Genomic DNA, 25,720 nt, shown 5'->3' on the forward strand with positions numbered 1-25,720 from the left:
CCTGACACGCTAGGTGGAGGTCACGAAAGCGGCGATCCGCCGCCCGAGTTCCGGGCCGGCGTCCTCCTGGAGGAAGTGCCCCGCACCTGTGATCACAGGATGTCGCAGGCCGGAGGCCCCCGCCAGAGATTTGCGAAGAATGGGCGCCATGCCGCCGGTGATCGGATCTCCGTCGGAGAACGCAACGAGGAACGGCCTGTCGAGCGTGGTGAGAACCTGCCAGGCCGCGCGGTTGGCGGGCGCGGCGGGATCGTCCGGCGCGATCGGCACGAGGCCCGGCATGGCGCGCGGCCCGGCCTTGTACGACTCGTCGGGGAACGGCGCGTCGTAGGCCGCGCGCACCTCCTCGGGCAACACGCTCCTGCAGCCCGCCTGGACGAGCCGGGCGACGTCCAGCACCGGGGCCTTGAGCACCGCGTCCTTGAACCGGTGCCACACGTCGGGCATGGGAATGTCACCCGTCGGCAAGCCCGTGTTGGCGGCCACGATCCTGGCCACCCGCTCCGGGTGCTCGGCGGCGACGCGCAGCCCGATCAGCCCGCCCCAGTCCTGGCCGACCAGGGTGAAGCCGTTCAGGCCGAGCGCGTCCAGCAGCAGGGCGCGGGTCCACTCGACGTGCCTGGCGTAGGTGTGCTCGGCCTGCTCGACCGGCTTGTCCGAGCGGCCGAACCCGACGAGGTCGACCGCTATCGCGCGCAGCCCGGCCGCGGCCAGCTCGCGCATGACGTGCCGGTAGAGGAACGACCAGCTCGGCTCGCCGTGCAGCAGCACGACGGGCTCGCCGCCGGCGGGTCCGGCCTCGACGTAGGCCATGCGCAGGCCGTCGGTCACGTCGGCGTAGCGGGGTTCGTGGGGGAAGCCGGGCAGATCCGCGAAGCGCTCCTCGGGAGTGCGCAGGATTCGCATAACGGATGATCCTAGTCACCGCCGCTGGTGCCGCCCAGGGAACTCGCCCACGGACACCTGCTTGGGGGTGACGCGCAGGACGTTCGAGTCGGGCAGCGCGATCCCGCGCACCTCGACCCAGAACCGGCGCTGCAGCGGGTCGGTGGCGAACACCGCCACCCGGGGATCGGCCTCGATGGCCGCCCACGCCTCCGTCTCGGCGATCAGGCGCAGCTCGCCGGAGGACGTCACGGAGGCCACCGCCCCGGCGACCCTGGGCCCCCGGTCGTCGCCGTAGGACAGGACGATGCCGCGGGCGTAGGAGAAGGTCTGGCGGACCTCGGCGTCCAACGGGACGGAGGGCGCGGAGCCCATGGGCAGGTCGCACATGATCAGGGAGGCGCGCCACGGCCCCGGGGCGCCGCGCCACCACGCGCGCAGCGCCCGCACCGCGAACACCACCACCGCCGCGCCCAGCGCGCCCAGCCCGGCGCGCCACGCCCACGCCGACCCGAGCAGCCCGCCCGCCGCGCAGGCCGCGGCCGAGGCCACGACGAGCGCGGTCGCGACGAGCAGCCACCCGTTGTCGCGGTGCCTGGCCCGCAGGTAGCCGCGCACCAGCGGGTACGGCACCGCCACCGCCACCACGGCGGCCCTGGGCTCCACCGCGAGCGCCCCGCCCAGCAGCGGCACCAGCACCGACCAGGTCCTGCCGAGCACGATCCAGAGCGTCACGCCGGTGTTGCGCCTGGCGCTGCGCTCGTCCGCGCGCGCCGTCTCGGCCAGCGCCAGCAGGGGACGCCCGCGCCACGCCCCGGCCAGCGCGCGCAGGGCCGCCAGCGCCGGCCAGCCGAGCACCACCAGGCCCGCCAGCCCGGCCCACACCGGGTCGAGCGCGGCCGGGACCGAGGGCACCGCCGCCAGCAGCAGCCAGGCGGCGAAGGCCGCCACCGACACCACGGCCGACACCACGGACGCGCCCAGCCAGGGGTCCCTGGAGAGCATCGCGGGCACGTACGGCCAGCGGCCGACCCGCCGGGCCTGCCTGACCGTGAGCGGCACCAGCAGGACCAGCACGGCGAATCCGCCGAGCTGCGCCTGGGCGCCCCAGTCGAAGAAGAGCGCGCACACCCCGATCGCCACCGTGGCCACGGCGACCAGGAGGCGGGACTGGCGGGACCAGACCTCCAGCGCACGCCTGGCCCGGCCCGTCTCGCGCGGGTCCACCGGCCAGGCCGGATCGTGGTGCGGGCGGGGCCGGTCCCAGCGCAGCAGGGCCAGACCCAGGTTGACCTGGGCCTGCGGGTGGCCGGGGTCGGTCCTCAGCGCGGCCCGGTAGTGCCGCTCGGCGTCGGCGTGCTCGCCGTTCAGCAGGGCCAGGTCGCCCGCCATGACCTCCGGGTCGGCCTCCTCCGGGGCGAACTTCCTGGCCAGCGCGGCCTGCTCGGCGGCCTCGCACCAGCGGCCGGGCACCCGGCGCAGGATCGCGGCCAGGCGCAGGCGGGCCGACCAGGAGCCGCAGGCCAGGTCGGAGGCCCGCTCCGCGGCGCGTACGGCGTCGGCGTCGCGGCCCAGCCGCTCGTGCGCCAGGCTCATCAGCCGGTACGGCCACTCCGCGCCCGGATCCAGGTCCGCGGCCCGCCGCGCGGCGTCCAGCGCGGACTCGGGGCGGCCGGCGTGCAGCCTGGTCAGGGCCTCCTGGCACCACTCGCGTGAGGACCTGTCCGGAATGTTGCCGTTACCGTTACCTTGATCGATCCTCACCTGACCCATGATCGGCGGATGGCTGAAAGTTGGATAGGTAGCGACATATGGGTGTATCTCTCTAGAGAGGTGCGGGGGCCACCGTGGATCGGCTGATACCGCTATGACAAGTGCCTGACATGGCCTAAGCTGCGACGCAAGCCGGAGCGCGGGAATCAGGGGTTGAACAGCTCGGGAGGAGTGAGCGTCTAGCCCGCATTTCGCCAGCGGCCGTTGCCCAACCGCACGTGCGGGCCCTGTGCACGGATCGGCCCGCAAGGAGACCCATGACCGTCACCCAGGCCGTTCCCTCCGTACGGACTGCCGACCCCGAACACCATGACCGCCGCTGGGCCATTCTCGTACTGCTGTGCCTGAGCCTGTTGCTGATCACGGTCGACGCCACGGTTCTGCACATCGCGGTGCCCGCGCTCACGGCCGCGCTCGAACCGTCCGCGGTGCAACTGCTGTGGATCATCGACAGCTACTCGCTGGTGGTCGCGCCGCTGCTGATCGTGTTCGGCACGCTCGGGGACAGATACGGCAGAAAACGCCTGGTCCTGTGCGGCTTCGTGCTCTTCGGCGTGGCCTCGGCGGCCGCCGCGTTCGCCCCCACCCCGCTGACCCTCATCCTGGCCAGGGCGCTGCTCGGCGTCGGCGGCGCGATGATCATGCCGGCCACGCTCTCGCTCATCCGCCAGGTGTTCACCGACCGGCGCGAGCGGGCCATCGCGCTGGGCGTCTGGAGCGCCGTCGCGGCGGCGGGCGCGGCCGTCGGGCCGCTCATCGGCGGCGTGCTGGTCGGCCTCTGGTGGGGCGCGGTCTTCCTCATCAACGTGCCGATCCTGGTGGTGCTGCTGCCCGCCGCGGTCCGGCTGCTGCCCGAGTCGCCCGAGCGCAAGGCGCGGCCGTGGGACGGCGCGAGCGCGGCGTTGTCGGTGCTGGGGATCCTGGCGCTGGCCTTCGGGCTGAAGGAGGCGGGCTCGGGCAGCCTGATGCCGCTGTGGGCCTCGCTGCTGGTGTTCGTGGCCGGGCTGGGCTTCCTGGGGGCGTTCGTCCGGAGGCAGGCGCGGTTGCGCGTGCCGCTGCTGGAGGTCGGGCTCTTCCGGCGGCGCGCGTTCAGCACCGGGGTCGCGGGTGTGCTGCTCGGCGTGTTCGCGCTGGTGGGGCTGCAGCTCATGCTCGCCCAATACCTGCAGCTCGTGCTGGGCGACAGCCCGCTGCACGCGGCGGTCAGGATGCTGCCGCTGGTGCTGTCGGCCATCGCGGGCGGGCTCGCCGCCGCCCACATCCTGCCCCGGATCGGCATGCGGGCCACCATGAGCGGCGGCCTCGGGCTCGTCGCGCTGGCCCTGACCCCCACGCTGACCTGGGGGGTCGAGCGCCATCCCGTGATGCTGGCGGTCTGTTTCGTGGGCATCGGCTTCGGGGTGCAGGTGGCGCTGCTGGCCGCCTCGGACACGATCATGGCCGCGGCCCCGGAGGCCCAGGCGGGCGGCGCCGCGGCCATCGAGGAGACCGCGTACGAGCTGGGCGCCGGCCTGGGCGTGGCCGTGCTCGGCACGATCACCACCATCGTGTACGCCCCCGGCCTGCCCGCCGTGCCCGGTGTGTCCGCGGGCGGCATGGACGAGGCCAGGCAGTCGCTGGCCGCGGCCGCCCACGTGGCCCACGAGGTCGGCGGCAGCACGGGCGGCGCGTTGCTCGACGCGGCGCGGTGGGCCTTCGTGAACGCCCTGCACACGACCGTGGTCGTCAGCGTCGTCCTGCTCAGCCTGACCGCCGTCGCGGTGGCCGTGCTGCTCAGCCGTGATTGAGGTGTGCCATGTCACCATTAGGGCAGACAACAACCGTGAAACAGGTCTTTCGTGATCTTGCCGCGTTAGTCGCCCGCGTCGGCGTGGGCGGTATTTTCTTCGCCAATGGCTGGACCAAGCTGGAAGACGGGCTGAAAATCACCGGGGCGAAGTTCCTGGAGCAGGGTGCGCCCGCGCCGGGCGCCTGGGCCACGGTCACCATGCTCGCCGAGCTCATCGGCGGCGCGCTGCTCATCGCCGGGCTGGCGGTCTCCACCACCGGCCTGGTCCTCTTCGCCGAGGCGCTGGCGGTCTTCGTGGTGGCGCCGCCGCTCAATCCGATCACCATGAACGAGCTGATCCTGCTCGGCGCCGCCGCACTCCTGCTCGCCGTGGTCGGGGCGGGGCGGGTGTCGGTGGATCACATGGTCGTGATCCGGCGCAGGGAGTCGGAGGCGGCCAACGAGTTCGCCGCCGACACCGAGGCCGAACGGGTCATCGCCTCGCTGCGCGACCCGGACAAACCCGCTGATACCCCCGCCGCGCAGGAGGATCCGCCCGCCCCGGCGGGTGAGGACCCGGCCCCCCATCCCCGTCCGGCGAAGGGCGAGCCGGAGCCGGCCCGTCCGGCGAAGGGCGAGCCGGAGGCCCCCGCTCCCGCCCCCGTTCCCGCCGAGGGCGACACGCTGGTGGCGGGCCGTAAGAAGCCCCCGGCCCGCGGCCGCCGCCCCGCCACCGACTGACCGAGCGGGGGGCGCGCATGGCGGCCAGGGCGGGCAGAGCGCGCGCGATCTACGTGCGCTGCCCGTACGTGCTCACGGACTACTTCGGGCTCATCGTCTCCTCGGTGGGGGAGACCATCGAGCCGCACGGCAGGCAGATGATCCTCGGCGCGGGGGAGGCGGCCCAGCGCTCCGCGGTGCTGCCCGCCCTGCCCGGCCGCCAGGGCGTCGCGGGCGCGGTCCTCATCCTGCGGCCCGAGCCCGGCGAGGAACTCCTACGCCTGCGCGACCGCCGCTTCCCCTTCGTGGTGATCGACCCGAGGACCCCGCCGCCGAAGGACATCGTGGCCGTCTCGGCCGCCTACTTCGCCGGCGAGCTGCTGGACCTGCCCGAGCCGCCGACGGCGCTGGTGGCGTTCAACGACAAGATGGCGGTCGGGGCGCTGTGGGCGGCGGCCGAGCGGGGGCTGCGCGTCCCCGGAGACCTGTCGGTGGCGGGGTTCGACGACATCGACGTCGCCACGGCGACCTCACCGCCGCTCACCACCGTGCGCCAGCCGCTGGCGGAGATGGGCCGGATGGCGGTCACGCTGCTGATGCGGCTGCTCGGCAGGCACACCCTGGAGGCGCTGCACGTCTCGCTGGGCACCGAGGTGATCGTCCGCGGCTCCACAGGCCCGGTCCCGCGCTGACCGCCCGCCCGCACCACCGCGACCTTCACCTGGTCGGCACGCAGACCGGAAACCCGGGTGGCGGCGGAGGCACGATCGTCGGCCTGGCGGGCAAGTGCGTGGACGTGGCCGGGGGGAGCAACGCCGACGGCGCCGCCGTACAGCTCTACACCTGCAACGGCAGCGCCGCCCAGTGGTGGACCCGCCCGGGCGACGGCACGCTGCGCGCGCTCGGCAAGTGCCTCGACGTGGTCGACCGCGGTACGGCCAACGGCGGCCGGCTGCCGTTGTGGTCGTGTTCCGGCGGTGCCAACCAGAAGTGGACGCTGACCTGAGCCACCGCCCGGCTCACATGCCCGCCGTGAGCCGGGCCACCACCCGCATCTTGTTCATCGCGTCCAGCGCCGCCACCTTGTACGACTCCGCCAGCGTCGGATAGTTGAACACCGCGTTGACGAGGTAGTCGACCGTGCCGCCGCACCCCATGACCGTCTGCCCGATGTGCACCAGCTCCGTCGCCCCCGTGCCGAACACGTGCACGCCCAGCAGCCGCCGGTCCTCGGAGGAGACGAGTAACTTGAGCATCCCGTACGAGTCGCCGATGATCTGCCCCCTGGCCAGCTCCCGATACCGCGAGATGCCCACCTCGAACGGCACCTTGTCCCGGGTGAGCTCGTCCTCCGACTTCCCGACGAAGCTGATCTCCGGGATGGTGTAGATCCCGATGGGCGGCAGCTCGCGCAGGTCCTCGACCGGCTCACCGCACGCGTGCTGGGCGGCCAGCCGGCCCTGCTCCATGGACGTGGCCGCCAGCGCCGGGAAGCCGATCACGTCGCCCACCGCGTAGATGTGCGGGACCTTCGTGGCGTAGTTCGCGTCCACGGCGATCCGGCCCCGGTCGTCGGCCTCCAGGCCCGCCGCCTCCAGGCAGAGCTCGGCCGTCTTGCCCTGCCGGCCGGCCGAGTACATGACGCAGTCGGCGGGGATCTTCTTGCCGCTCTCGAGCAGGGTCAGCGCCCCGCCGGGGCGGCGCTCGACGGCTGCCACGCTCTCGCCGAACCTGAAGGTCACCGCGAGGTCGCGCAGGTGGTATTTCAGCGCCTCCACGATCTCCAGGTCGCAGAACTCCAGCATGCGCTCGCGCCGCTCCACCACCGTCACCTTGGTGCCGAGGGCGGCGAACATGGAGGCGTACTCGATGCCGATGACCCCGGCGCCCACCACGACCAGGGTCTCGGGGACACGGTCGAGGTGCAGGATGGCGTCGGAGTCGATGACGGTCCTGTCGTCGAACTCGACGGTGTCGGGACGGGCGGGCGAGGTGCCGGTGGCGATCACGATCTTGTCGGCGGTGACCTTCGCCTCTTCGATGTTCCCCTGCTCACGGGTGATCCCGATAGTGTGCGCGTCCAGGAACCGCCCGGTGCCCGGCAGCACGGTCACGTGGTTGCGGCCGAGCTGGCTGCGGATCACCTGGACCTCGCGGCCGATCACGTGCTGGGTGCGCATCCCGAGGTCGGCCACCGTGATCTCGTCCTTGACGCGGTAGCTGGCGCCGTACAGGTCGCGCTGGTTGAGCCCCGTGAGATAGAGCACGGCCTCTCTCAGGGTCTTGGACGGGATCGTCCCGGTGTTGATGCAGACGCCGCCGATCATGTGCCGTTTCTCGACCACCGCCACTTTCTTGCCGAGCTTCGCCGCCGCGATCGCGGCCTTCTGCCCACCCGGTCCCGAGCCCAGGACCACTACGTCAAAGTCCGCCACGCCCTCCAGTCTGCGGGTGCCGTGTGAACGGGGAAAGACCTGTCTGGGAGACTCCGGGTTATGTCGCGTCCCTTTACTCAGGTCGATGTCTTTCCCACCGACGCGCCTTACCAGGGCAACCCGCTGGCGGTCGTGCTGGACGCCGAGGGGCTGGACACGGAGGAGATGCAGCGGTTCGCCAGGTGGACCAACCTGTCCGAGACCACGTTCCTGCTGCCGCCCACCACGTCCGAGGCCGACTACCGGGTGCGGATCTTCACCCCGGTGAGCGAGCTGCCCTTCGCCGGGCACCCGACGCTGGGCTCCTGCCACGCCTGGCTGGAGGCGGGCGGCCGGCCGCGTTCCGAGACCGAGATCGTGCAGGAATGCGGGGCCGGGCTCGTCCGTGTGCGCAGGACGGACGAGGGGCTGGCGTTCCAGGCGCCGCCGCTGCTGCGCTCGGGCCCGGTGGAGGAGGAGCTCGCCGAGCGGATCGCCGAGTCCCTGAGGATCAAGCGGGGCGACATCGTGGACATCGAGTGGGCCGACAACGGTCCCGGCTGGATCGGGGTGCTGCTCGCCGACGCCGAGTCGGTGCTCGCACTGCGGCCGGGGCTGGTTACGCACGACATCGGCGTGGTGGGGGCCCACCCGGCGGGCTCGCCGTACGCGTTCGAGGTGCGGGCGTTCTTCCCGTACCAGGGTGCCACCGTGGAGGATCCGGTGACGGGCAGCCTGAACGCGTCCCTCGCCGGATGGCTGCTGCGGACGGGCCGGGCCACGGCTCCCTACGTGGCCCGGCAGGGAACCGCGATCGGGCGCTCGGGGAAGATCCACGTCTCCACCGGCCCCGAGGGCGAGGTGTGGGTGGGCGGCGCCTCCATCACGAGCGTCACCGGCCGCGTCGAGTTGTGAACCGTACTTCGTCGCCCGGCCTGAGCTGGGCGGCGACGGCCAGGTCCGCGGCGTGTACGACGGCGATGACCGGATAGCCGCCGGTCGGCGGGTGGTCGGCCAGGAAGACGATCGGCTGCCCGCTCGGCGGCACCTGGACGGCCCCCACGACCATGCCCTCGCTCGGCAGCTCGCCGTCCCTGCCCCGGGCCAGCTCGGGCCCGCGCAGGCGGACGCCGACGCGGTTGCTGTCCTGGCTGACCTCGTAGGGCCGCGCGCACATCAGCTCCAGCGCCCCCGGGACGAACCAGTCGTCGCGCGGCCCCGGCAGCACCCGCAGCACGGGCGGCCGCGGCTCGGGCGGCGGCGCCAGATCCGCGTGGATCTCCCCCTGGGGCGGGCCGACGGGCAGCAGCGTGCCCGCCCGCAGCGGCTCGGGCCCGAGCCCCGACAACGAGTCGGTGGACCGGCTGCCGAGCACCGGCTCGACCGCGATCCCCCCGCGCACGGCCAGATAGGTACGCAGCCCGCGCGCGGGCGCCCCCAGCCGCAACTCCCCGCCCGCGGGCACCCAGAACGGCACTCCCATCGCCGCGTCCAGCGGCGCGCCCGCCAGCGCCGCCCACGCCCCCTCACGGAAGCGGAACCTGGCCAGGCCGAACGTCAGCTCGATCCCCGCCAGCCCCTCCGGGTTGCCCACCAGCCGGTTGGCCAGCTTCAGGCTCTCCATGTCGGCCGCCCCCGACCGGGGCACGCCCAGGTGGGCGTAGCCGGGCCGCCCGAGGTCCTGGACGGTCGCGTACGGGCCGGGCGCCAGGACCTCGATCATGCGCTGTCCGGCTCGAACCGCACCCGCATGCCCGGCCGGAACAGCGAGGGCGGATCGGCCGCCACGTCCCACACCCGCACGGACGTGCGCCCGAGCAACCGCCACCCACCCGGCGAGGGCCCCGGATAGACCGCGGAGTAGGGCCCCGCCACCGCCACCGACCCCGCCGGCACCGAGGTGCGCGGCGTGTCCAGCCGGGGCATCTCCAGCAGCGGGTCCAGCCCGGTGAGATAGGCGAACCCCGGGGCGAACCCCAGCCACCCCACCACCAGCTCCCGCCCGCAGTGCCGGGAGACCACCTCCGCCACGGAGATCCCCGCGAGCTCCGCCACCGAGTCGAGATCGGCCCCGTCATAGACCACCGGGATCCTCACCACGGGCCCCTCGGCCGCCGCCGAGCCGCGCCGGCCGCGCTCGCGGTCCACGACCGCCTCCAGCCGGGCGCGCAACCGCCCCTGATCCGCCCCCGGCGCCACCACGAGCACGGTCTCGGGCCCTGGCAGGATCTCCACGACCCCCTCGGGCCGCTCGGCCCGGAGCGCCGCGTGCACCCGATGTGACAGCTCCAGCGAGCCGGTCTCCACGAGCAGCCCGTGCTCCCCGGCGGCACGGATCACGCGAACGCCTGCAGGACCACTCCGGCAGCCAGCAACTCGTCCCGCACCGCCTGCGCCAGCCGGACCGCGCCAGGCGTGTCTCCGTGGACGCAAATGGACCGGGCGGAAATAGGGACAGAACTCCCGTCTACGGCCATCACAGAGCCGTCCACGGCCATCCGGCGGGCCCGGGCGGCCACCTGACCGGCGTCGTGGATGACCGCGCCCGGCTCGCGCCGCGGCACCAGCATCCCCTCGGGGGTGTAGGCCCGGTCGGCGAACGCCTCGCTCACCGTCGGCACCCCCTCGCCGGCCGCCACCTCGTGCACCACCGAGCCGGGCAGTGTGAGCACCGGCAGCGCCGGGTCGTAGTCGGCCACCGCGTCGATCACCGCGGACGCCTGCGTCTTGTCGCGGCAGATGCGGTTGTAGAGCGCGCCGTGCGGCTTGACGTAGGACACCCGGCCGCCCATCGCCCTGGCGATGCCGTCGACGGCCGCGAGCTGGTAGAGCACCTCGGCGCACAGCTCCTCCGGCTCGACGTCCATCTCCCTGCGCCCGAAGTGCGCCAGGTCCCGGTAGGACACCTGTGCCCCGATCGCCACGCCGCGGTCCACGGCCGCCGCGCACGTGCGCCGGATGGTCACCGGGTCGCCCGCGTGGAATCCGCACGCCACGTTGGCACTTGTGACCACGTCGAGCAGCGCCAGGTCGTCGCCGAGCCGCCAGATGCCGAAGCCCTCGCCCAGATCCGCGTTGAGGTCGATCACCATGCCCCCATCATGGCTTATGGCCGCCTCGGCACGACGAACAATGTCTGCGTCGCCCGGCGCTTTGATAGCGTCTCCGTGGTTGAACGGGCAGGGCTTGTCCGTCGCCTACCTCAGCTGAGGGAAGCGAGAAGCTGCTCCCTCCAGGGAGCGGAGGAGTCACGCAGATCCACTCGCCGCGAGGGATCGTCAGGCACGTTCACGAACACGTGCGTGGTGGAGTCGACGTCGAGCCGACGCCGTCGCGCTATTGGCGAATAGCGCCAGGCGCTCCAGCGGCGTCGTCTCCTCGCCCCCGACCAGGAGGATGGTCAGCTTGCCCAAGGCCGTGGCCAGGCCGGTCACGCCGGGATGGCCGGTGACGAAACGCCAGTCGAGCGCCCTGCCGTGCCCGAAGCCGGAGCCCAGCCACGAGCGGGCGTGCTCCTCGGAACGCGGCGGGATGGGCGGCGGGGGTCCCGGGACGGGCGTGGCCGGGGTGCGGTCGCGGCGGGCTCGTGGACGATCAGCGCGGTCACGGGCCCCATGTGCTGGGTGCCGGGATCCCACGGCCCCTGGGTGCGCTCCGAAGCCTGGTATCGGCCGGCGCCCAGGTGCGTGTACATCGCCATAGAAGGAGACTCTAGTGGCTCAGATCTCGTCGGGGATGTCGGCGATGTCGTCGAGTGCCGCCGCCAGCTCGTCGGGGTCGCCGCCGATCCGCTCGGCGATCTCGATCAGCACGTGCAGCACGTCATGTCGGTCGTGGCCGAGGTCGAGCAGACGCTGCGCGGCCTCCCACAACTGCGGCGGGTCGCCCTCCCACAGCCGCGTTGCGATCTCCTCGTGCCAGGCCAGGTGCTCCTGATCGATCGCGCCGCCGTGGTCGAGCTCGAGTAACGTACGGCGGTCGGCCTCGTCGGCGGGGTTGAGCCGGTCGAGCTCGATCCCGTTGTGCGTGCCCTGCAGGTAGGGGAAGGCGAAGACCCGCCGCGCCAGCGCCGACAGGTCGCCGTCCGGCAGCAGCCGCTCCAGCAGCGGCCGGTCCAGCCCGAACGACGTCGGATCCCGGTAGGCCTCGGGGAACTTGCCGATGGCCTCCCACACGGCGTCGAGCGTGGCCTTCAGCCCCTGCTCGGGCAGCCCGTTGCGGCGGGCGGCGAACCGCACCCACGCCGACATCACGTGCGGCATCGCCTCCTGCTCGGCCACGCTCAGCATCACCTTGCGCGGCAGCCAGTCCAGCAGGAACGTCTGGCACTTGGTCGGGCTGACCCGCAGCGGCCGGTTGAAGTCCTGCTCGCACCCGTAGTCGATGATGTGGTCGGCGCAGCGTGAGGCCGATGACGGGTCGGACAGGTGCTCGGCCGCGTCGGAGGCCAGGAACTCCGCCGCCAGCATGGCCCGCCGTTCCCTGCTGTACGGGGCCTCGATGTGCAGCGGCGCCGGCCGCTTGCGCCCCGGGGGCAGCGCCTTGAGCCGGGCGCGGGCGAAGGCGTGGTAGGAGCTGTAGCTCTCGCTCACCGGCGGTGGCGTCTTCGGCTCCCTGGTGGCCTTCATCGCCGATTCCAGCAGGGCCCTGGCCTGCTCGGGCTGGACCTCCTCGAACAGCAGCAGCGGATTGCCCGCCGCCTCGGCCCTGGCCTGCTCCAGCAGCTTGTCGACCTGCGAGGACACCCAGGCGTCGCGGGCCATGCCGCTCATGTTGTAGTCGACGACCATGACGAGCGCGTGCAGGTCCTCGGGCAGTGAGTTCTCGTTCCAGCGGTAGGCGAAGGTGCAGATCACCGTGTCCTGGTCGCCATAGGCGTCGCGGGAGACGTAGCAGCCGGCCGGTTTGACGGCGCCCACCCGGTCGGCCCAGCCCGGCCTGGCCACGCCCGACTCCATCATGGCCAGCGCCGCGCCCTCGGCCTTGGCGCCCTGGCGGGCCGTGCCGAGGTAGGCCAGGCACATGAGCAGCGTGAGAGAGGCCGGCGTGCCCGCCTTGGCGGCGTAGTCGACCAGACCCTCGCCGAGCACCTGCTCCACGTCACCGCCCCTGACCCGCCTGCCCCACCAGGCGCCGATCATGTCGGAGACCATCAGCTCCGCGTCCAGCGGGCTGCGTACGGCCAGCAGCTCGCGAGCCGCCTGCACCATCTCCTGGAACACGTCGTCCGGCGAAGTGCTCTCCCTGGGATCTCGTCGGTGTCGGCGCACGCCCTCACTCTCTCGTATTCCAGGCGCAAACGGTGCGTAGAACACGGCCTGGTGACCCCGATGTTATCGGGGAACCTCCTCGCGCCCCAGGGTACGACGGCGCGGACGCCGCGGGCACGCGTTCGGCAGGCCCCGGAGGCATGCCGCCGGACAGGCGCCGGGGCATGCGACCGGCAGGTACTGAGGCACGCGGGCCTTCGGTATGAGGGGTGCCTCTGATCTGGTGAGCCTGGTGCCTTGGGACTACCGGTGCCTTGGAACTGCTGGTGGTGCCTCGATCTGCTGGTGGTGCCTCAGCGGAGGCTTCGGGGCGGAGGCGCGGAGTTGACGATCGCGAGCAGGTGCTCGCGAGCGATGCGCTCCACGATTTCGGGCGTCGCTGAGATGCCCAGGTGCTGTGCGCACGCGCACACGTCGGCGACACAGCGGTCGATCGTGTCCACGGGCACGGTCAGGAACTCTTCGGCCAGCTTGAGACTGACCGGCTCCCTGAGGAACCGTGTGGCCAGAGCGAGCATAGATGTGAGATTCCTCTGGAGACCTGGGGGCAAACCCCCAGGAACGTCTACAGGGCGACTTGCGCTCTCATTTCACTCTTTCTCGGGACTCTGTCAAGGCTCTGCGGAGCCTGTGTTCACTTCACCCGGTGCGCATTCATGCAAAGCTGTCTCCATGCGCATCCAGCTCGCCCAGCGGAGCGAGGCAGACGAGCTCCTCGGCCGCAGCCCGCTCGCCCTGCTCGTCGGCATGCTGCTCGACCAGCAGGTCCCCATGGAGTGGGCGTTCACGGGGCCTTACACGATCTCGCAACGGCTGGGGCACGATCTCACCGCCGCGGAGATGGCCTCCTATGATCCCGAGGCGTTCGCCGCGCTGCTGGCGGAGAAACCGGCCGTGCACCGCTACCCCAAATCCATGGCGGGCCGGGTCCAGCAGCTCGCGGCCTACCTCGTGGAGCACTACGACGGGCAGCCGGAGCGGATGTGGGCAGGGGTGGCGGACGGCAAAGAGTTGCTGAAACGATTGATGGCCCTCCCGGGATACGGCAAGCAGAAGGCCCAGATCTTTTTGGCATTGCTGGGTAAGCAACTCGAGGTCCAGCCGTCAGGCTGGCGCGAGGCGGCCGGACTCTACGGCGAGGAGGGGTCATACCGTTCGGTGGCCGACGTGGTCGACCCCGACAGCCTGACCCGCGTGCGCACAGCCAAGCAGGAGGCCAAGCGCGCGGCGAAGGCCCAGTAGGAAGGCCCGTAGGCGGGCCCGACAATCCTGCGCTGTAACCTGATCTTGCTGCGCAATGTGGAGCTACTTTGACAGGATGCGTTGACCCTAAAGGCGACCCGGCCGCGACGGGGGCTTCCGTCCACACATGCCCATCGCCGATGATGTACTGCAGAATCCGGTCGCCCGGAGCTGCGCTACGCCGATACACAGTTATGGAGATGTGCCGCGTGGGAGACCCTGGCACGCGACGGAGGTGCCGACCATGAGCGCCGAGACCTCCGTTCCCCGTCCCCGGGAGTCGGATGTGGACATCTCAGACTCCGCCCTCTTCAAGGGCATGCTGTCGGAGGCCGAGTTCGCCTTCGCGTTCTTCGACGGCGATGGCCGCGTCCAGCGGGTCAACGACGTGTTCAGCGATGTCGTCAACGTGCCCGCGGACCACATGATCGGCCGTCAGCCCGTGGAGGTGCTGGCCGCCGACCTCAGCCAGATCATCACGCACGCCGTACAGGCCGTCATCGAGAGCGACGCGCCGGTCACCGAGAGCCGCGTGCGGGTGCGCTCGGCGGAGGGCGACACCCGGCACTGGTCGCTGTCGTTCTCACCGGTCCACGACGAGGCGGGGGAGCTGCGGGCGATCGCCCTGGTCGGGCTCGACGTGACCGAGAGCCGCCAGACCGAGGAGGCGCTGCGCCGCAGCGAGGAGCGCTACCGGTCGCTGGTCGAGGCGCAGTCGCAGCTCGTCTGGATCACCTCGCCCACCGGGGCCGTCGTCGAGGACGCGCCGCAGTGGCGCGCCATCACCGGCCAGGGGCTGGAGGAATACCTCGCCAGCGGCTGGCTGGAGGTCGTGCACCCCGAGGAGCGCCAGCAGACCGAGGAGGCCTGGCGGGAGGCGCTGCGCGGGCGGACCATGTTCGAGTGGAACTACCGGGTGCGCACCCGGGCCAGCGGCTACCGCCACTTCGAGGTGCGGGCCGTGCCGATCATCCGCCACGGCCGGGTCGTGGAGTGGGTCGGCGCCAACACCGACGTGACCCCGCAGCGCGAGGCCGAGGAGATGCGCGGCCGGCTGACCGACCAGCTCGGCGCCGCGGCGCTGCGCACCGCCCGGCTGCAGGGCGCCACCGCGATGCTGGCCGAGGCGCTCACGGTGGAGCAGGTGGTCCAGGTCATCATCGACGTGGGCCGTACGGCCCTGGCGGCCGACCGCTCGGCGGTCGCGCTGCTCGACACCGACCGCGCGGCGCTCAAGCTGATCAACGGCGAGGGTGTGCCCGAGGCGTCCGGGGTGGCCGGCGAGGAGATCCCGCTGTCCAGCTCCAGCGTCATGACCATGGCGGTCAACAGCCGCCGGCCGGTGTTCGCCGAGTCGCCCGAGTCGCTGAAGGCCCAGCTCCTGGAGGCGGGTGGCGAGGAGGAGATCCTGGCCAACTACCTCTTCCACAGCGACGAGCGGGCCTGGGTCGGCCTGCCGCTGCTCGCGGCGGGACGAGCACTCGGCGCGCTGCGGTTCTCCTTCACCAGGCCGCAGAAGATCTCCCAGGAGGACGGCGTCTTCCTGGAGGCGCTGGCCGGCCAGTGCGCGCTGGCGGTCGAGCGGGCCACGCTGTTCGAGCGCGAGCACCGCACCGCCGAGACGCTGCAGCGCAGCCTGCTGCCCGACCGCCTGCCCGTGGTCAAGGGCCTGGAGCTGGCCCAGCGGTTCCGCTCGGGCAGCCGCCACGTCCAGGTCGGCGGCGACTGGTACGACGCGTTCGTGCTGCAGGACGGGCGGGTCGCGGCGGTCGTGGGCGACGTCATGGGCAAGGGCGTCAAGGCCGCGGCGGGCATGGGCCGCATCCGCAACGCCATGCGGGCGCTGGCGCTGACCAACCCGCCGCCAGCGGCCGTGCTCACCGGTCTCGACCGCGTATTCGAGGCCACCGAAGAAGAGGAACAGGTCACGACCCTGGCCTACATGGTCGTCGAGCCGGTGACCGGCGAGGGCACGCTGGCCCTGGCCGGTCATCCGCCGCCCGTCCTGGTTTCGCCGCAGGGCACGGCGATCCTCTGCGACGCGGAGCCCGGCACTCCGCTAGGCTGGCCGACCAGTCGCAGGCAGTTCCGGTTCGTGGTGCCGCCCGGCCATACCGCCGTGCTCTACTCCGACGGACTCGTGGAGAACAGGAAGCGCGGGCTGGATGCCGGACTGGCAGAGGTTTGCAGTGTTGTGACCGAAGCGCCGCCTGAGGTCGTCAGTAGTCCGCATATGTTGCTGGACTTCCTGGTTGATCGAATGTTGTCTGGATATGAACAGGATGATGACGTTACCGCCCTGGCCATCCACGTGCCGCCCGCCACGAAGAGTGACTGAATGAAACAGTCATAACGGTTGCTTTCGGGTATCAGTGCCCCGCTTACGTACGCACTACTGTCTTGGTCGGCCTAGGGTGGAGGTCAACCGCCGGGAGGTGGCCGTATGGAGTGCGGGGTCATGCCAGAATGCTGTGCAGGTCCGTCGCGGTCCGCACGGCCTCACCGATCTCCGAGAGAGGCAACAGCCCCCCAGCGGGCATCTGGGTCCATTGTCGCCACGCGTTCGTTCGAGAGGTGTTCGTGTCGCCTGCAAGTTCGACTCGCTCGAAGCCACAAGAGCTGAACGAGCCCGTCATTCAGCGACTGCTCGAGCGTGGGCGCTCGCAGGGTTTCCTCGAGTCTGAGGATGTTCGTCAGGCCTTCGAGGAGGCGGACATCCCCATGTCGCACGCCGCCGCGTTCTTGCGGAACCTCAGCAAAGAGGGCGTGACCGTGGTGGTGACCGCCGCGGATTCGGCTGCGCCGAAGAAGTCTCGTGGTCCAGCAAAGCGCCGCACCGCCGCCCCCGTCAAGACCAAGACGGCGGCAGCCGCCAAAGAGCAGCAGCCCGAGACCGTGACCGCGGTCGTGGGCACCGCTGAAGCCGAGCCGGCCGCCAAGAAGGCGGCCCCTGCCAAGAAGGCCGCTCCGGCGGCCAAGAAGGCCGCGGCCCCCGCCGCCGCCAAGAAGGCCGAGCCGAAGAACGGTGGGCCTGCCGAGACCAAGCCGAAGGCGCCCGAGGGCTCCAGGGCCGACTCCGACGACGACGAGGACATCGAGCTCGACGGCGACGTGGAGCTGGAGGACCTCGAGGATCTCGACGTCGAGGACGACGAGATCGTCGGTGAGTCCGACTCCGAGGGCGACTCCGACGACGACTCCGAGCCGGAGTCCGAGGACGAGGCCGAGCCCAAGGCCGCCGAGGTCGCCGTCGAGAAGGGCGAGGACGAGGTCCTCATCCTCTCCGACGACGACGATGACGCCCCGGTCGCGCAGGTCGCCGCCGCCGGCGCCACCGCCGACCCGGTCAAGGACTACCTCAAGCAGATCGGTAAGGTCCCCCTGCTCAACGCCGAGCAGGAGGTCGAGCTGGCCAAGCGCATCGAGGCGGGTCTGTTCGCCGAGGAGCAGCTCGGCAGCGGCGAGACCGACGGGCTGCCGGTCGACGTCCGGGCCGAGCTGGAGTGGATCGCCGAGGACGGCCGCCGTGCCAAGAACCACCTGCTGGAGGCCAACCTCCGGCTCGTGGTCTCGCTGGCCAAGCGCTACACCGGGCGCGGCATGCTGTTCCTCGACCTGATCCAGGAGGGCAACCTGGGCCTGATCAGGGCCGTGGAGAAGTTCGACTACACCAAGGGCTACAAGTTCTCCACCTACGCCACGTGGTGGATCCGGCAGGCGATCACGCGTGCCATGGCCGACCAGGCGCGGACCATCCGCATCCCGGTCCACATGGTCGAAGTGATCAACAAGCTGGCCCGCGTCCAGCGGCAGATGCTGCAGGACCTGGGCCGCGAGCCCACGCCGGAGGAGCTGGCTCGTGAGCTGGACATGACCCCCGAAAAGGTGGTCGAGGTCCAGAAATACGGCCGCGAGCCGATCTCCCTGCACACCCCGCTGGGTGAGGAGGGGGACAGCGAGTTCGGTGACCTCATCGAGGACTCCGAGGCCATCGTGCCGGCCGACGCCGTCAGCTTCACGCTGCTCCAGGAGCAGTTGCACTCCGTTCTCGACACGTTGTCGGAGCGGGAGGCGGGCGTCGTGTCGATGCGCTTCGGCCTGACGGACGGACAGCCGAAGACGTTGGACGAGATCGGCAAGGTCTACGGGGTGACGCGCGAGCGCATCCGCCAGATCGAGTCGAAGACCATGTCCAAGCTGCGCCACCCGTCGCGCTCCCAGGTGCTGCGGGACTACCTGGACTGACCAACGCTCATCCACCCATCGCCCCGCCCGGGCTCATCCGGGCGGGGCGATGGTATTTCTGAGGATCGTTTCGGGTGGGATGGGGTTTCCGGGGACTCGTGTCGGGGTGGGGCAGCCGGGCAGGAGCAGAGAGCGGGCGCGCCAGCGGGTCGGTTGGGTATTGCTCGTGGCGGGGGCGCCTGGCCAGGAGGTCCGCTCTTTCTGGTTCTCGCCTGGCGAAGTCGTGCGCGCGGTCGTATGCCGGCTTGCCCACATGCCCGCAGGCGGTCCCTGCGGCGTCTCTCAGGCGTGATCTCGCGGTCCGGGTGCTGGACGGCGCATCACACGTGGAAGCCTCTTGTGTGCCATCCTGCGGCCGGCCGGTCCTGCGGCCGGCCACTGCGCGTCCACTCACAGCCAGCCCATCCCGCAGGCGACCCTCTCGCGTGCCGTCCGCGACAGCCCGTCTCCTGGAAGCGGGGTGTTGGACCGTCCACCGGAAATGGGTCGCTTGGGTGTGTCGTCCCGTTTGGGTCTAGGCAGGGCCGGTGAGGTGGACGTCGAGGGTCCAGGGGCGGTTCGGGCGTGGGGGAGCGGTCAGGTCGACGGTGTAGCCCAGGGCGTCGAGGGTTTTGGCTAGCTCGTCGGGGGATGAGGGGGTGGTGTCCTGGTGGAGGAGGGCACGGGCGATTTCTCCTCGGGTGGCCTTGGCCATGTGGCTGACGACCTTGCCGTCCCGGAACACCCGGACCGTCACCGAACGCGAGCCGGGCTGCCAAGCCCCCGTGTACGTGGCCGAGCGGAGGTCCACCACCAGCCCGGAGACCCGGTCCAGTTCCTTCGTGATCTGGGGGCGCCAGAAGGCCGCCAGACCCCCGAGCGGCGGAAGGTTGACGCCCATCGAGAGGCGGTACGGAGGGATCCGGTCTGTGATCTTCACCACACCCCAGAGGCCGGAGAAGATCAGCACGGAATCCTCCGCGCGCCGTCTCGCATCGCTGTCCAGGGTGTCCAGACCGAGGTTGTCGTACAGCACGCCGGTGTAGAGGGCGGCGGCCGGGAGGGTGGGGGCCGTCTTCAGGGCCGCGTTCTTGGCCAGTTCGCCCGCCAGGCCGGGGGTCAGGCCCAGCACGTCGAGGGCGTCGCGCCGTTTGGAGGCGCGTACGAGTGCGGTGATCACCCGCTTGCGGGTCCGGTCGAGGGCCGGGAAGGACAACTCTCCGACGGGCGGGCCGTCCCCTTCGTGGGCCTTGCCCTCGGACGGCGGCAACAACATCAGCACGACTGCCAACCTTACGGCGCCACCGCCTGTGACCGGGCCGTAGCCCGGATGAAGGCGGGGGAGAGCAGGTCAATTAGGCTGCGCGGGTGAATTTTGACCTACTTGTCCACGAGGCATGGCCCGCCTACGAGCAGCACGTCCACGAGGGGTGGGTGCTGCGTTATGCCGGGGGAGTGACCAAGCGGGCCAACTCGGTGCTGGCCCTGACCATCCCTCAGGATCTGGACGGGGCCATCGGCGCGGCGGAGGCGTTCTACCGGGAGCGCGGGCAGCGTTGTGTCTTCTCTATGGGGTCGAATTCCGCGCCCGGGCTGGAGGACGAACTGGCGCGGAGAGGCTACGGGCAGGTCGACTCGACGATCATCATGGCTGGTACGCCCCGCCTCGACTCCGCGAACGGGGACGGGAACGGGGGCGGGGATCGGGGGGGCGGCTCGGGGGTCAGGATCGCGGAGCGGCCGTGGCCGGGGTGGCTGGAGACATGGTGGACCGTGGACGGGCGTTTCGACAGCGCGGTCGAGGTCGCCGAGCGCATCTGCACCGGCGTGCCCGCCTGGTACGCGGCGTACGAGGAGGACGGGATGGCGCTGGCGGTGGGGCGGGGCGTGCCGCAGGGTGACACGCTCGGCATCTACTGCATGGCCACGTTGCCGCAGGCGCGCCGCCGCGGCCTGGCGCGCAAGGTGCTGCGGGCCCTGATGCGCCATGGCGGGACGAACTCCGCCTATCTGGTCACCACGGCACCCAACCAGGCCGCGCAAGCTCTCTATCGCAGTGAGGGCTTCGAGACCGCCGGACGCTATCACTACCGGGCCCTATGACGCCGTCCGCGTGACGTGGGCCGGAATCCGGCCGTGTGGGACGGGTGACCGGGCGTTGAGCGGGCGAAACGGGGCCTGGGGCCACGGTTTGAGCGTGCGACGGGAGCCCTCGCCCGGCCGGGGCCCCGGCCTGCCTGGACGTGGCCTCACCCGTGATGCGGGCTCGGACGTGATGCGGGCTCGGACGTGCGGACCGTGCTTCCTCAGGGAGGCCGTCGCGATGCGAATGACGGCCCGGGGAGTCGGCTGTGGCGAATGCGGAACGATGGCTCGGGAGGAGCCGGCCGGCCGTGTGGGCCAGGGATCCCTGCGAGGGTGGGCCGCGCGTGGTGGGTGCGGGCCGATGGAGTTTGGGCGTGCGGAACGGCGGCCCGGGTGTGCCGGGACCGCCGTCCGCGGTTGTGCAAATGAGTTATGTCATCACGACCAGCGCCAAGGATCAGCGCTCGTCGTTGGGGGCGATTGAAGAGGTTTCGCTGAGGCGAGCCGACTCGTCCAGGATGTCGGCACCCTTTTCACGCAACGCTGCGATGTGCTGACGCCCGTGATGGGCGCAGAACAACAGCTCCCCACCCACAGGGAGGGTTGCGCGAATATAGGCCTGGGCACCGCAGCGGTCGCAGCGGTCGAGGGCCGTCAGCGGCTTAACGGGGGCGAGAGCTCCAGTCACGTATCGCCTTTCGGGTCACCCCCGCCGAAGCGAGGATCTGGCGTCAGTCACTTGGAACAACATCTAACCGGACGTGGACGTTCCCAACCGCCTGGTCTCTACGCCCAGAGCAGAATGTGGCCCTTGGTAATGATGATCAGTCTGCTGGTAACGACAAACGTCGCGCCATGGCAAGCTTGTACGCGCGCGTACGGGAAGAACGGTAAGCTACGCACACGTGTTCGATGCCTAGATCAGGGGAGCTGGAGTGACGCTAGTGGAGGCGGGTTACACGGCTCGTCACCTGTCGGTGCTTGAGGGCCTTGAGGCGGTTCGCAAGCGACCGGGCATGTACATCGGGTCCACCGACAGCCGCGGGCTCATGCACTGCCTCTGGGAGATCGTGGACAACGGCGTCGACGAGGCGCTGGCCGGGCACTGCGACCGCATCGAGGTCGAGCTCTACGCGGACGGTTCCATCGAGGTCCGCGACAACGGGCGCGGCATCCCGGTCGACATCGAGCCGAAGACCGGCCTGGCCGGCGTCGAGCTCGTCTACACCAAGCTGCACGCGGGCGGGAAGTTCGGTGGCGGCGCCTACGCCGCCTCCGGCGGCCTGCACGGCGTCGGCGCCTCGGTGGTCAACGCCCTGTCCGCGCGGCTCGACGTCGAGGTCGACCTCGCCGGCCTCGTGCACGAGATCAGCTTCCGGCGTGGCGTCCCCGGCGTCTTCGACGGCGAGGGCCCCACCGCCAAGTTCAAGAAGAAGTCGGGGCTGCGGATCGGCGGCAAGCTGCCGAAGCAGGTCACCGGCACGCGGGTCCGGTTCTGGGCCGACAAGCAGATCTTCCTGCCGGACGCCGAGGTCTCGCTCGACGAGATCCACGTGCGCCTGCGCCAGACCGCCTTCCTGGTCCCCGGCCTGACCCTGGCCGTCTTCGACAGCAGGCAGGAGGAGCGCGTCTCGGAGGAGTTCCGCTTCGACGGCGGCATCTCCGAGTTCACCGAGTTCCTGGCCAGCGACGAGCCCGTCTGCGACGTGCTGCGCCTGCAGGGCGTGGGCCACTTCCACGAGACCGTGCCGGTCCTCGACGACCAGGGCCACATGACGCCCACCGAGGTGCAGCGCGAGCTCACCGTGGACGTGGCGATCCGCTGGGGCAAGGGTTACGAGTCGACCGTGCGCTCGTTCGTCAACGTGATCGCCACCCCCAAGGGCGGCACCCACCTCACCGGATTCGAGCGCGGCCTGGTCCGCACGGTCAACGAGCTGCTGCGCGAGACCCGCCTGCTGAAAAACGGCGACGACCCGGTCAACAAGGAGGACATCTCCGAGGGCCTGACCGGCGTGGTCACGGTGAGGGTGCCGGAGCCGCAGTTCGAGGGCCAGACCAAGGAGGTGCTCGGCACCTCGGCGGCCACCCGCATCGTCTCCCACGTGGTCTCGCGAGAGCTCAAGGAGCTGTTCGCCAACCCGCCGCGCGGCTACAAGCAGCCGCTGCGGGCCGTTCTGGAGAAGATCGTGGCCGCGGCCAAGGCGCGCATCGCGGCCCGCGAGCACCGCGACAACCAGCGGCGCAAGAGCGTGCTGGAAAACTCCGCGCTGCCCGCGAAGCTGGTCGACTGCCGCAGCAACGCCGTGGACCGCAGCGAGCTGTTCATCGTCGAGGGTGACTCGGCGCTGGGCACGGCCAAGCTGGCCCGTGACTCGGAGTTCCAGGCTCTGCTGCCGATCCGGGGCAAGATCCTCAACGTGCAGAAGGCGTCCGTGAGCGACATGCTCAAAAACGCCGAATGTGCCGCCATCATCCAGGTGGTCGGGGCCGGCTCCGGGCGCTCGTTCGAGATCGAGGCCGCCCGCTACGGCAAGGTCATCCTGATGGCCGACGCCGACGTGGACGGCGCGCACATCCGCACCCTGCTGCTGACGCTCTTCCACCGCTACATGCGGCCGATGCTGGAGGCGGGGCGGGTGTTCGCCGCCGTGCCGCCGCTGCACCGCATCGAGCTGACCAATCCCGGCCGGGGCAAGGACAAATACATCTACTGCTACTCCGACGCCGAGCTGCACAAGGTGCTGCGTGACCTGGAGCGGCGGGGCAAGCGGTGGAAGGATCCGGTGCAACGCTACAAGGGTCTGGGTGAGATGGACGCCGACCAGCTCGCCGAGACGACGATGGACCCGCGGCACCGCATCCTGCGCCGGGTGCGCATCGAGGACGCCGAGGGTGCCGAGGGCATCTTCAACCTGCTGATGGGGAGCGACGTGGCGCCGCGGCGCGAGTTCATCGTCAACAGCGCGGCCGAGGTCGATCGCGATCACATCGACGCGTGAGAGCGCGGGTGCGGCCACAGCCGGTGTGCGACGGTGTGGCCGCCCCCTGGAGCTCATACGGCCTCGGCTGCATGAGATCCGGGCGCTTGCAGCGTGCGGGCGCGGGCTTCGGAGCGCTATCTCGCAGGGTGTGTCGTGCCATGGCGGGCTCCTGATCTTCGCGCCCGGTCACCGGCCGCCCGGCCCGGCCGCCTTGTGAGGCTGCCCGAGGTCCTGGTCACTCACAGCCGTTTTGCGGCTGGTCGCACGGACCCCGGGCGGAGAGCCAGTTTGGTCTGCTGGGGGCAGTCCGAGTGACCTGGTCAGATCGCGCGTCTCGGAGCGGCGGAGCTCGCCCCGTTGGCGGGTCCGCGGGTCGAGGTGCCCAGATGGTCGTCGGGGAGGGGGTGCGGGCGCGTCCGTCGTCAGTGCGGTGACGGTGTCAGGCGGCCCGTGTGGACGTCGTAGATCGCTCCGGCCACCGGGAGACCCTCCGGCAAGAACGGGGTGGTCCTGACGCGGATGAGGTCGTGACGGAGTGCCTCGTTCTGGTCGGGCACCGTGTGAAACTCCAGGCTGCGCGTGTCCACGCCGCGTTCGGAGGTCAGGGCGTGCACGTCCGAGTCCGTCACCTTGCTCATGCCGCAGTCCGTGTGGGGCATGACGAGCACCCGGTCCACCCCGAGCACGTAGACCGCCAGCACCAGCGTACGGAGCACGTCGTCCGTCACCCGGGCCCCGGCGTTGCGGAGGATCTTGGCGTCGCCCGCCTTCAGCCCCAGCAGCCCCAGCGGGTCGATGCGGGAGTCCATGCAGGTCACGACCGCCAGCCCGCGGGCGGCGCGGCCGGTCAACCCGGAGCTCCCGAACCTCTTGGCGAACTTCGCATTGGCGGCATACACGTCGTCGAACGAGCTCATGTCAAAAATGATCCCCTATGCCCTACGGATGGTCTTTTCCGGGGTGGCGACAGGCTGGAGTTGGCCAACCTCCCACGAAAACGCTTCACTTCGCGTGATGATGTCGTAGCCCTGTGTACGTCTTCGAAGAAGGTTGTCGTGAGTAGGTCCGAATCGCTCGCCGAGTATTTCCGTGTCCAGGCCCGGCGCCGCCTCGACCGTGTGGAGTCCAGGGACGACGGCCGCAACGCCAAGTGCGCCCTGGCCCTCCTCGACACCGCCGTCTACGCGGCCAGCCTCCCCGAGGACGACCCGCTGATTCTCGTGCTGGACGAGGCGGGTTGCTTCGGGCCGCTGGGGTGTGAGGGCTTCGATCCGGGGGAGGCCGGCAACCGGCTCGTCCGGCACTGGCAAGGCGGCGAGCCCCACGAACTGCTGCTCGCCCTCCCGGCCGCCATCGCCGCCGCCACCTGACGTTCGGTCGGGCTGCCGCATGAGGTCCGGCCAGGGCCGGTGCATCGTGCCCGGCCCGGCCGTGGCCGGTGAGGGCGTGCCGGGGTGACCGGGCTGCCGGCGTGGGTGGTCAAGGTTTGCGGCCGACGCCGACGTACCACCATTCGCTGCCCGCCAGTTCGGTCTCCCAGAGTTCGTCCGGCCGCCAGTCGGCCACGTGCGTCACCCCGGGATCGAGCACCTCGAACCCGTCGAACATGCGCGAGACCTGCTCATGGCTGCGGTGGACCAGCGGCGCGTCGGCCTTCTCGTACACCTCCCTGGCCGCCACCCCCACCTCTGGGTGGGCGTCGTCGGTGAGGTGGGAGATGATCAGCGCGCTGCCGGACGCCATGCGCTCGCGGAAGTCGGCGACCACCTGCCACGGGTCCTCCTTGTCGGTCAGGCAGTGCAGCAGGCCGAGGAACACCACCCCCACCGGCTTGGTGAAGTCGATCAGTTGCTTGGTCTCCGGGTGGTCCAGGATCGTCGCGGGCTCGCGCACGTCGGCGTGCACGATCGTGATGTTCGAGTCGGTGCCCGCCAGCAGGGCCCGCGCGTGCACGATCACCACGGGGTCGTAGTCCACGTAGACGACGTGCGCCTCCGGGTGCGTCTTGCGGGCGACCTCGTGCACGTTGTTCTGGTTGGGCAGCCCCGTGCCCAGATCGATGAACTGGTCGATGCCCTGCTGGGTCACATGACGGACGGCTCGGCCGAGAAAGCGGCGGTTGGCCAGGCAGATCTCCCTGCTGGGTCCCAGGGCCATGATCTTCTCCGCGGCCTCGCGATCGACCGCGAAGTTGTCCTTGCCGCCGAGGTAGTAGTCATACATGCGCGCTGCGTTGGGGATGCTCGGGTTGATCCCCTTCGGGACCCGCGAGGGGTTGGTCATCTCGGCCCTTCAGTAAGCACCGTTGGCTGCTTGGACCAGATGTTAACGCGCATGACTCTCATTTGTTGATCT

General features: G+C 70.9%; 24 protein-coding genes. 11 read left to right on the forward strand and 13 right to left on the reverse strand.

The annotated features are described in order from the left end of the window. Positions 1 to 9: 9 nt before the first annotated feature. Entirely contained in the window at positions 10 to 906 is an 897-nt protein-coding gene (locus ABGB18_RS29905) for a haloalkane dehalogenase (protein ID WP_347698961.1), read from the reverse strand. Between the two features lie 15 nt (positions 907 to 921). Further along, positions 922 to 2,649, reverse strand: coding sequence for a hypothetical protein (locus tag ABGB18_RS29910; protein ID WP_347698962.1), 1,728 nt, complete (start codon positions 2,647 to 2,649; stop codon positions 922 to 924). Between the two features lie 266 nt (positions 2,650 to 2,915). Between ABGB18_RS29910 and ABGB18_RS29915 the strand changes: the two genes are divergently transcribed. The 4 genes from ABGB18_RS29915 (at position 2,916) to ABGB18_RS29930 (ending at position 6,152) form a co-directional block, all read left to right on the forward strand. Beyond that, entirely contained in the window at positions 2,916 to 4,445 is a 1,530-nt protein-coding gene (locus tag ABGB18_RS29915; protein WP_347698963.1) for an MFS transporter, read from the forward strand. Positions 4,446 to 4,480: 35 nt separating this feature from the next. Next, positions 4,481 to 5,167, forward strand: coding sequence for a DoxX family membrane protein (locus ABGB18_RS29920; protein WP_347698964.1), 687 nt, complete (start codon positions 4,481 to 4,483; stop codon positions 5,165 to 5,167). Positions 5,168 to 5,184: 17 nt separating this feature from the next. Continuing rightward, on the forward strand, positions 5,185 to 5,838 hold the full coding sequence (locus ABGB18_RS29925; protein ID WP_347698965.1) for a substrate-binding domain-containing protein: 654 nt from the start codon (positions 5,185 to 5,187) through the stop codon (positions 5,836 to 5,838). A gap of 74 nt (positions 5,839 to 5,912) precedes the next feature. Then, the gene (locus tag ABGB18_RS29930; protein WP_347699036.1) at positions 5,913 to 6,152 is read left to right on the forward strand and encodes a ricin-type beta-trefoil lectin domain protein; all 240 of its coding nucleotides are present in this window, start codon (positions 5,913 to 5,915) and stop codon (positions 6,150 to 6,152) included. 13 nt (positions 6,153 to 6,165) lie between these two features. Here the strand turns inward: ABGB18_RS29930 and sthA are convergent, their stop codons facing one another. Beyond that, on the reverse strand, positions 6,166 to 7,581 hold the full coding sequence (sthA, locus tag ABGB18_RS29935; protein WP_347698966.1) for a Si-specific NAD(P)(+) transhydrogenase: 1,416 nt from the start codon (positions 7,579 to 7,581) through the stop codon (positions 6,166 to 6,168). A gap of 60 nt (positions 7,582 to 7,641) precedes the next feature. On the opposite strand from sthA, the gene ABGB18_RS29940 reads away from it, so the two are divergent. Beyond that, positions 7,642 to 8,475, forward strand: coding sequence for a PhzF family phenazine biosynthesis protein (locus ABGB18_RS29940; RefSeq protein WP_347698967.1), 834 nt, complete (start codon positions 7,642 to 7,644; stop codon positions 8,473 to 8,475). Here the strand turns inward: ABGB18_RS29940 and ABGB18_RS29945 are convergent. The 6 genes from ABGB18_RS29945 to ABGB18_RS29970 form a co-directional block, all read right to left on the reverse strand. Further along, positions 8,453 to 9,283, reverse strand: coding sequence for a biotin-dependent carboxyltransferase family protein (locus ABGB18_RS29945; RefSeq protein ID WP_347698968.1), 831 nt, complete (start codon positions 9,281 to 9,283; stop codon positions 8,453 to 8,455). The genes ABGB18_RS29940 and ABGB18_RS29945 overlap by 23 nt on opposite strands. After that, positions 9,280 to 9,900, reverse strand: coding sequence for an allophanate hydrolase subunit 1 (locus ABGB18_RS29950; RefSeq protein ID WP_347698969.1), 621 nt, complete (start codon positions 9,898 to 9,900; stop codon positions 9,280 to 9,282). The genes ABGB18_RS29945 and ABGB18_RS29950 overlap by 4 nt, the downstream gene beginning before the upstream one ends. Beyond that, positions 9,897 to 10,652, reverse strand: a complete 756-nt coding sequence (locus ABGB18_RS29955; protein ID WP_347698970.1) for a 5-oxoprolinase subunit PxpA — start codon at positions 10,650 to 10,652, stop codon at positions 9,897 to 9,899. The genes ABGB18_RS29950 and ABGB18_RS29955 overlap by 4 nt, the downstream gene beginning before the upstream one ends. A gap of 186 nt (positions 10,653 to 10,838) precedes the next feature. Beyond that, a complete protein-coding gene (locus tag ABGB18_RS29960; RefSeq protein WP_347698971.1) occupies positions 10,839 to 11,198 on the reverse strand; it encodes a hypothetical protein in 360 nt (119 codons plus the stop codon). 81 nt (positions 11,199 to 11,279) lie between these two features. Beyond that, positions 11,280 to 12,770 carry a hypothetical protein gene (locus ABGB18_RS29965; protein WP_347699037.1) on the reverse strand — a complete coding sequence of 497 codons (1,491 nt, stop codon included), beginning with the start codon at positions 12,768 to 12,770 and terminating at the stop codon, positions 11,280 to 11,282. 353 nt (positions 12,771 to 13,123) lie between these two features. Beyond that, the gene (locus ABGB18_RS29970; RefSeq protein ID WP_347698972.1) at positions 13,124 to 13,348 is read right to left on the reverse strand and encodes a hypothetical protein; all 225 of its coding nucleotides are present in this window, start codon (positions 13,346 to 13,348) and stop codon (positions 13,124 to 13,126) included. A gap of 154 nt (positions 13,349 to 13,502) precedes the next feature. Here ABGB18_RS29970 and ABGB18_RS29975 point away from each other — a divergent pair, with 154 nt between their 5' ends. The 3 genes from ABGB18_RS29975 to ABGB18_RS29985 all read left to right on the forward strand — a co-directional run bounded on the left by ABGB18_RS29975 (position 13,503) and on the right by ABGB18_RS29985 (position 18,317). Beyond that, complete coding sequence (locus ABGB18_RS29975) at positions 13,503 to 14,072, forward strand: HhH-GPD-type base excision DNA repair protein (RefSeq protein ID WP_347698973.1); 570 nt, start codon at positions 13,503 to 13,505, stop codon at positions 14,070 to 14,072. Positions 14,073 to 14,316: 244 nt separating this feature from the next. Further along, positions 14,317 to 16,410 (forward strand): SpoIIE family protein phosphatase, encoded by a 2,094-nt coding sequence (locus ABGB18_RS29980; protein ID WP_347698974.1) that lies wholly within the window; start codon positions 14,317 to 14,319, stop codon positions 16,408 to 16,410. A 242-nt stretch (positions 16,411 to 16,652) separates the two neighbouring features. Beyond that, positions 16,653 to 18,317: an RNA polymerase sigma factor gene (locus ABGB18_RS29985; protein ID WP_347698975.1), complete on the forward strand. Its 1,665-nt coding sequence runs from the start codon at positions 16,653 to 16,655 to the stop codon at positions 18,315 to 18,317. 514 nt (positions 18,318 to 18,831) lie between these two features. Here ABGB18_RS29985 and ABGB18_RS29990 read toward each other — a convergent pair. Continuing rightward, positions 18,832 to 19,578 (reverse strand): peroxide stress protein YaaA, encoded by a 747-nt coding sequence (locus ABGB18_RS29990; RefSeq protein ID WP_347698976.1) that lies wholly within the window; start codon positions 19,576 to 19,578, stop codon positions 18,832 to 18,834. A gap of 86 nt (positions 19,579 to 19,664) precedes the next feature. Between ABGB18_RS29990 and ABGB18_RS29995 the strand changes: the two genes are divergently transcribed. Then, positions 19,665 to 20,399, forward strand: coding sequence for a GNAT family N-acetyltransferase (locus ABGB18_RS29995; protein ID WP_347698977.1), 735 nt, complete (start codon positions 19,665 to 19,667; stop codon positions 20,397 to 20,399). A gap of 439 nt (positions 20,400 to 20,838) precedes the next feature. On the opposite strand, the gene ABGB18_RS30000 is transcribed toward ABGB18_RS29995, so the two are convergent. Next, a complete protein-coding gene (locus tag ABGB18_RS30000) occupies positions 20,839 to 21,069 on the reverse strand; it encodes a hypothetical protein (protein WP_192786721.1) in 231 nt (76 codons plus the stop codon). Between the two features lie 247 nt (positions 21,070 to 21,316). Between ABGB18_RS30000 and ABGB18_RS30005 the strand changes: the two genes are divergently transcribed. Then, positions 21,317 to 23,383, forward strand: coding sequence for a DNA topoisomerase IV subunit B (locus ABGB18_RS30005; RefSeq protein ID WP_347698978.1), 2,067 nt, complete (start codon positions 21,317 to 21,319; stop codon positions 23,381 to 23,383). 404 nt (positions 23,384 to 23,787) lie between these two features. Here ABGB18_RS30005 and ABGB18_RS30010 read toward each other — a convergent pair whose 3' ends face one another. Further along, the gene (locus tag ABGB18_RS30010) at positions 23,788 to 24,282 is read right to left on the reverse strand and encodes a carbonic anhydrase (RefSeq protein ID WP_347698979.1); all 495 of its coding nucleotides are present in this window, start codon (positions 24,280 to 24,282) and stop codon (positions 23,788 to 23,790) included. A 138-nt stretch (positions 24,283 to 24,420) separates the two neighbouring features. Here ABGB18_RS30010 and ABGB18_RS30015 point away from each other — a divergent pair, with 138 nt between their 5' ends. Then, a complete protein-coding gene (locus ABGB18_RS30015; RefSeq protein ID WP_347698980.1) occupies positions 24,421 to 24,735 on the forward strand; it encodes a hypothetical protein in 315 nt (104 codons plus the stop codon). Between the two features lie 109 nt (positions 24,736 to 24,844). Here the strand turns inward: ABGB18_RS30015 and ABGB18_RS30020 are convergent, their stop codons facing one another. Then, complete coding sequence (locus ABGB18_RS30020) at positions 24,845 to 25,648, reverse strand: SAM-dependent methyltransferase (protein WP_347698981.1); 804 nt, start codon at positions 25,646 to 25,648, stop codon at positions 24,845 to 24,847. Positions 25,649 to 25,720: the final 72 nt, after the last annotated feature.

It is taken from the genome of Nonomuraea sp. B12E4 (genome assembly GCF_039871825.1).
GTDB lineage: Bacteria > Actinomycetota > Actinomycetes > Streptosporangiales > Streptosporangiaceae > Nonomuraea.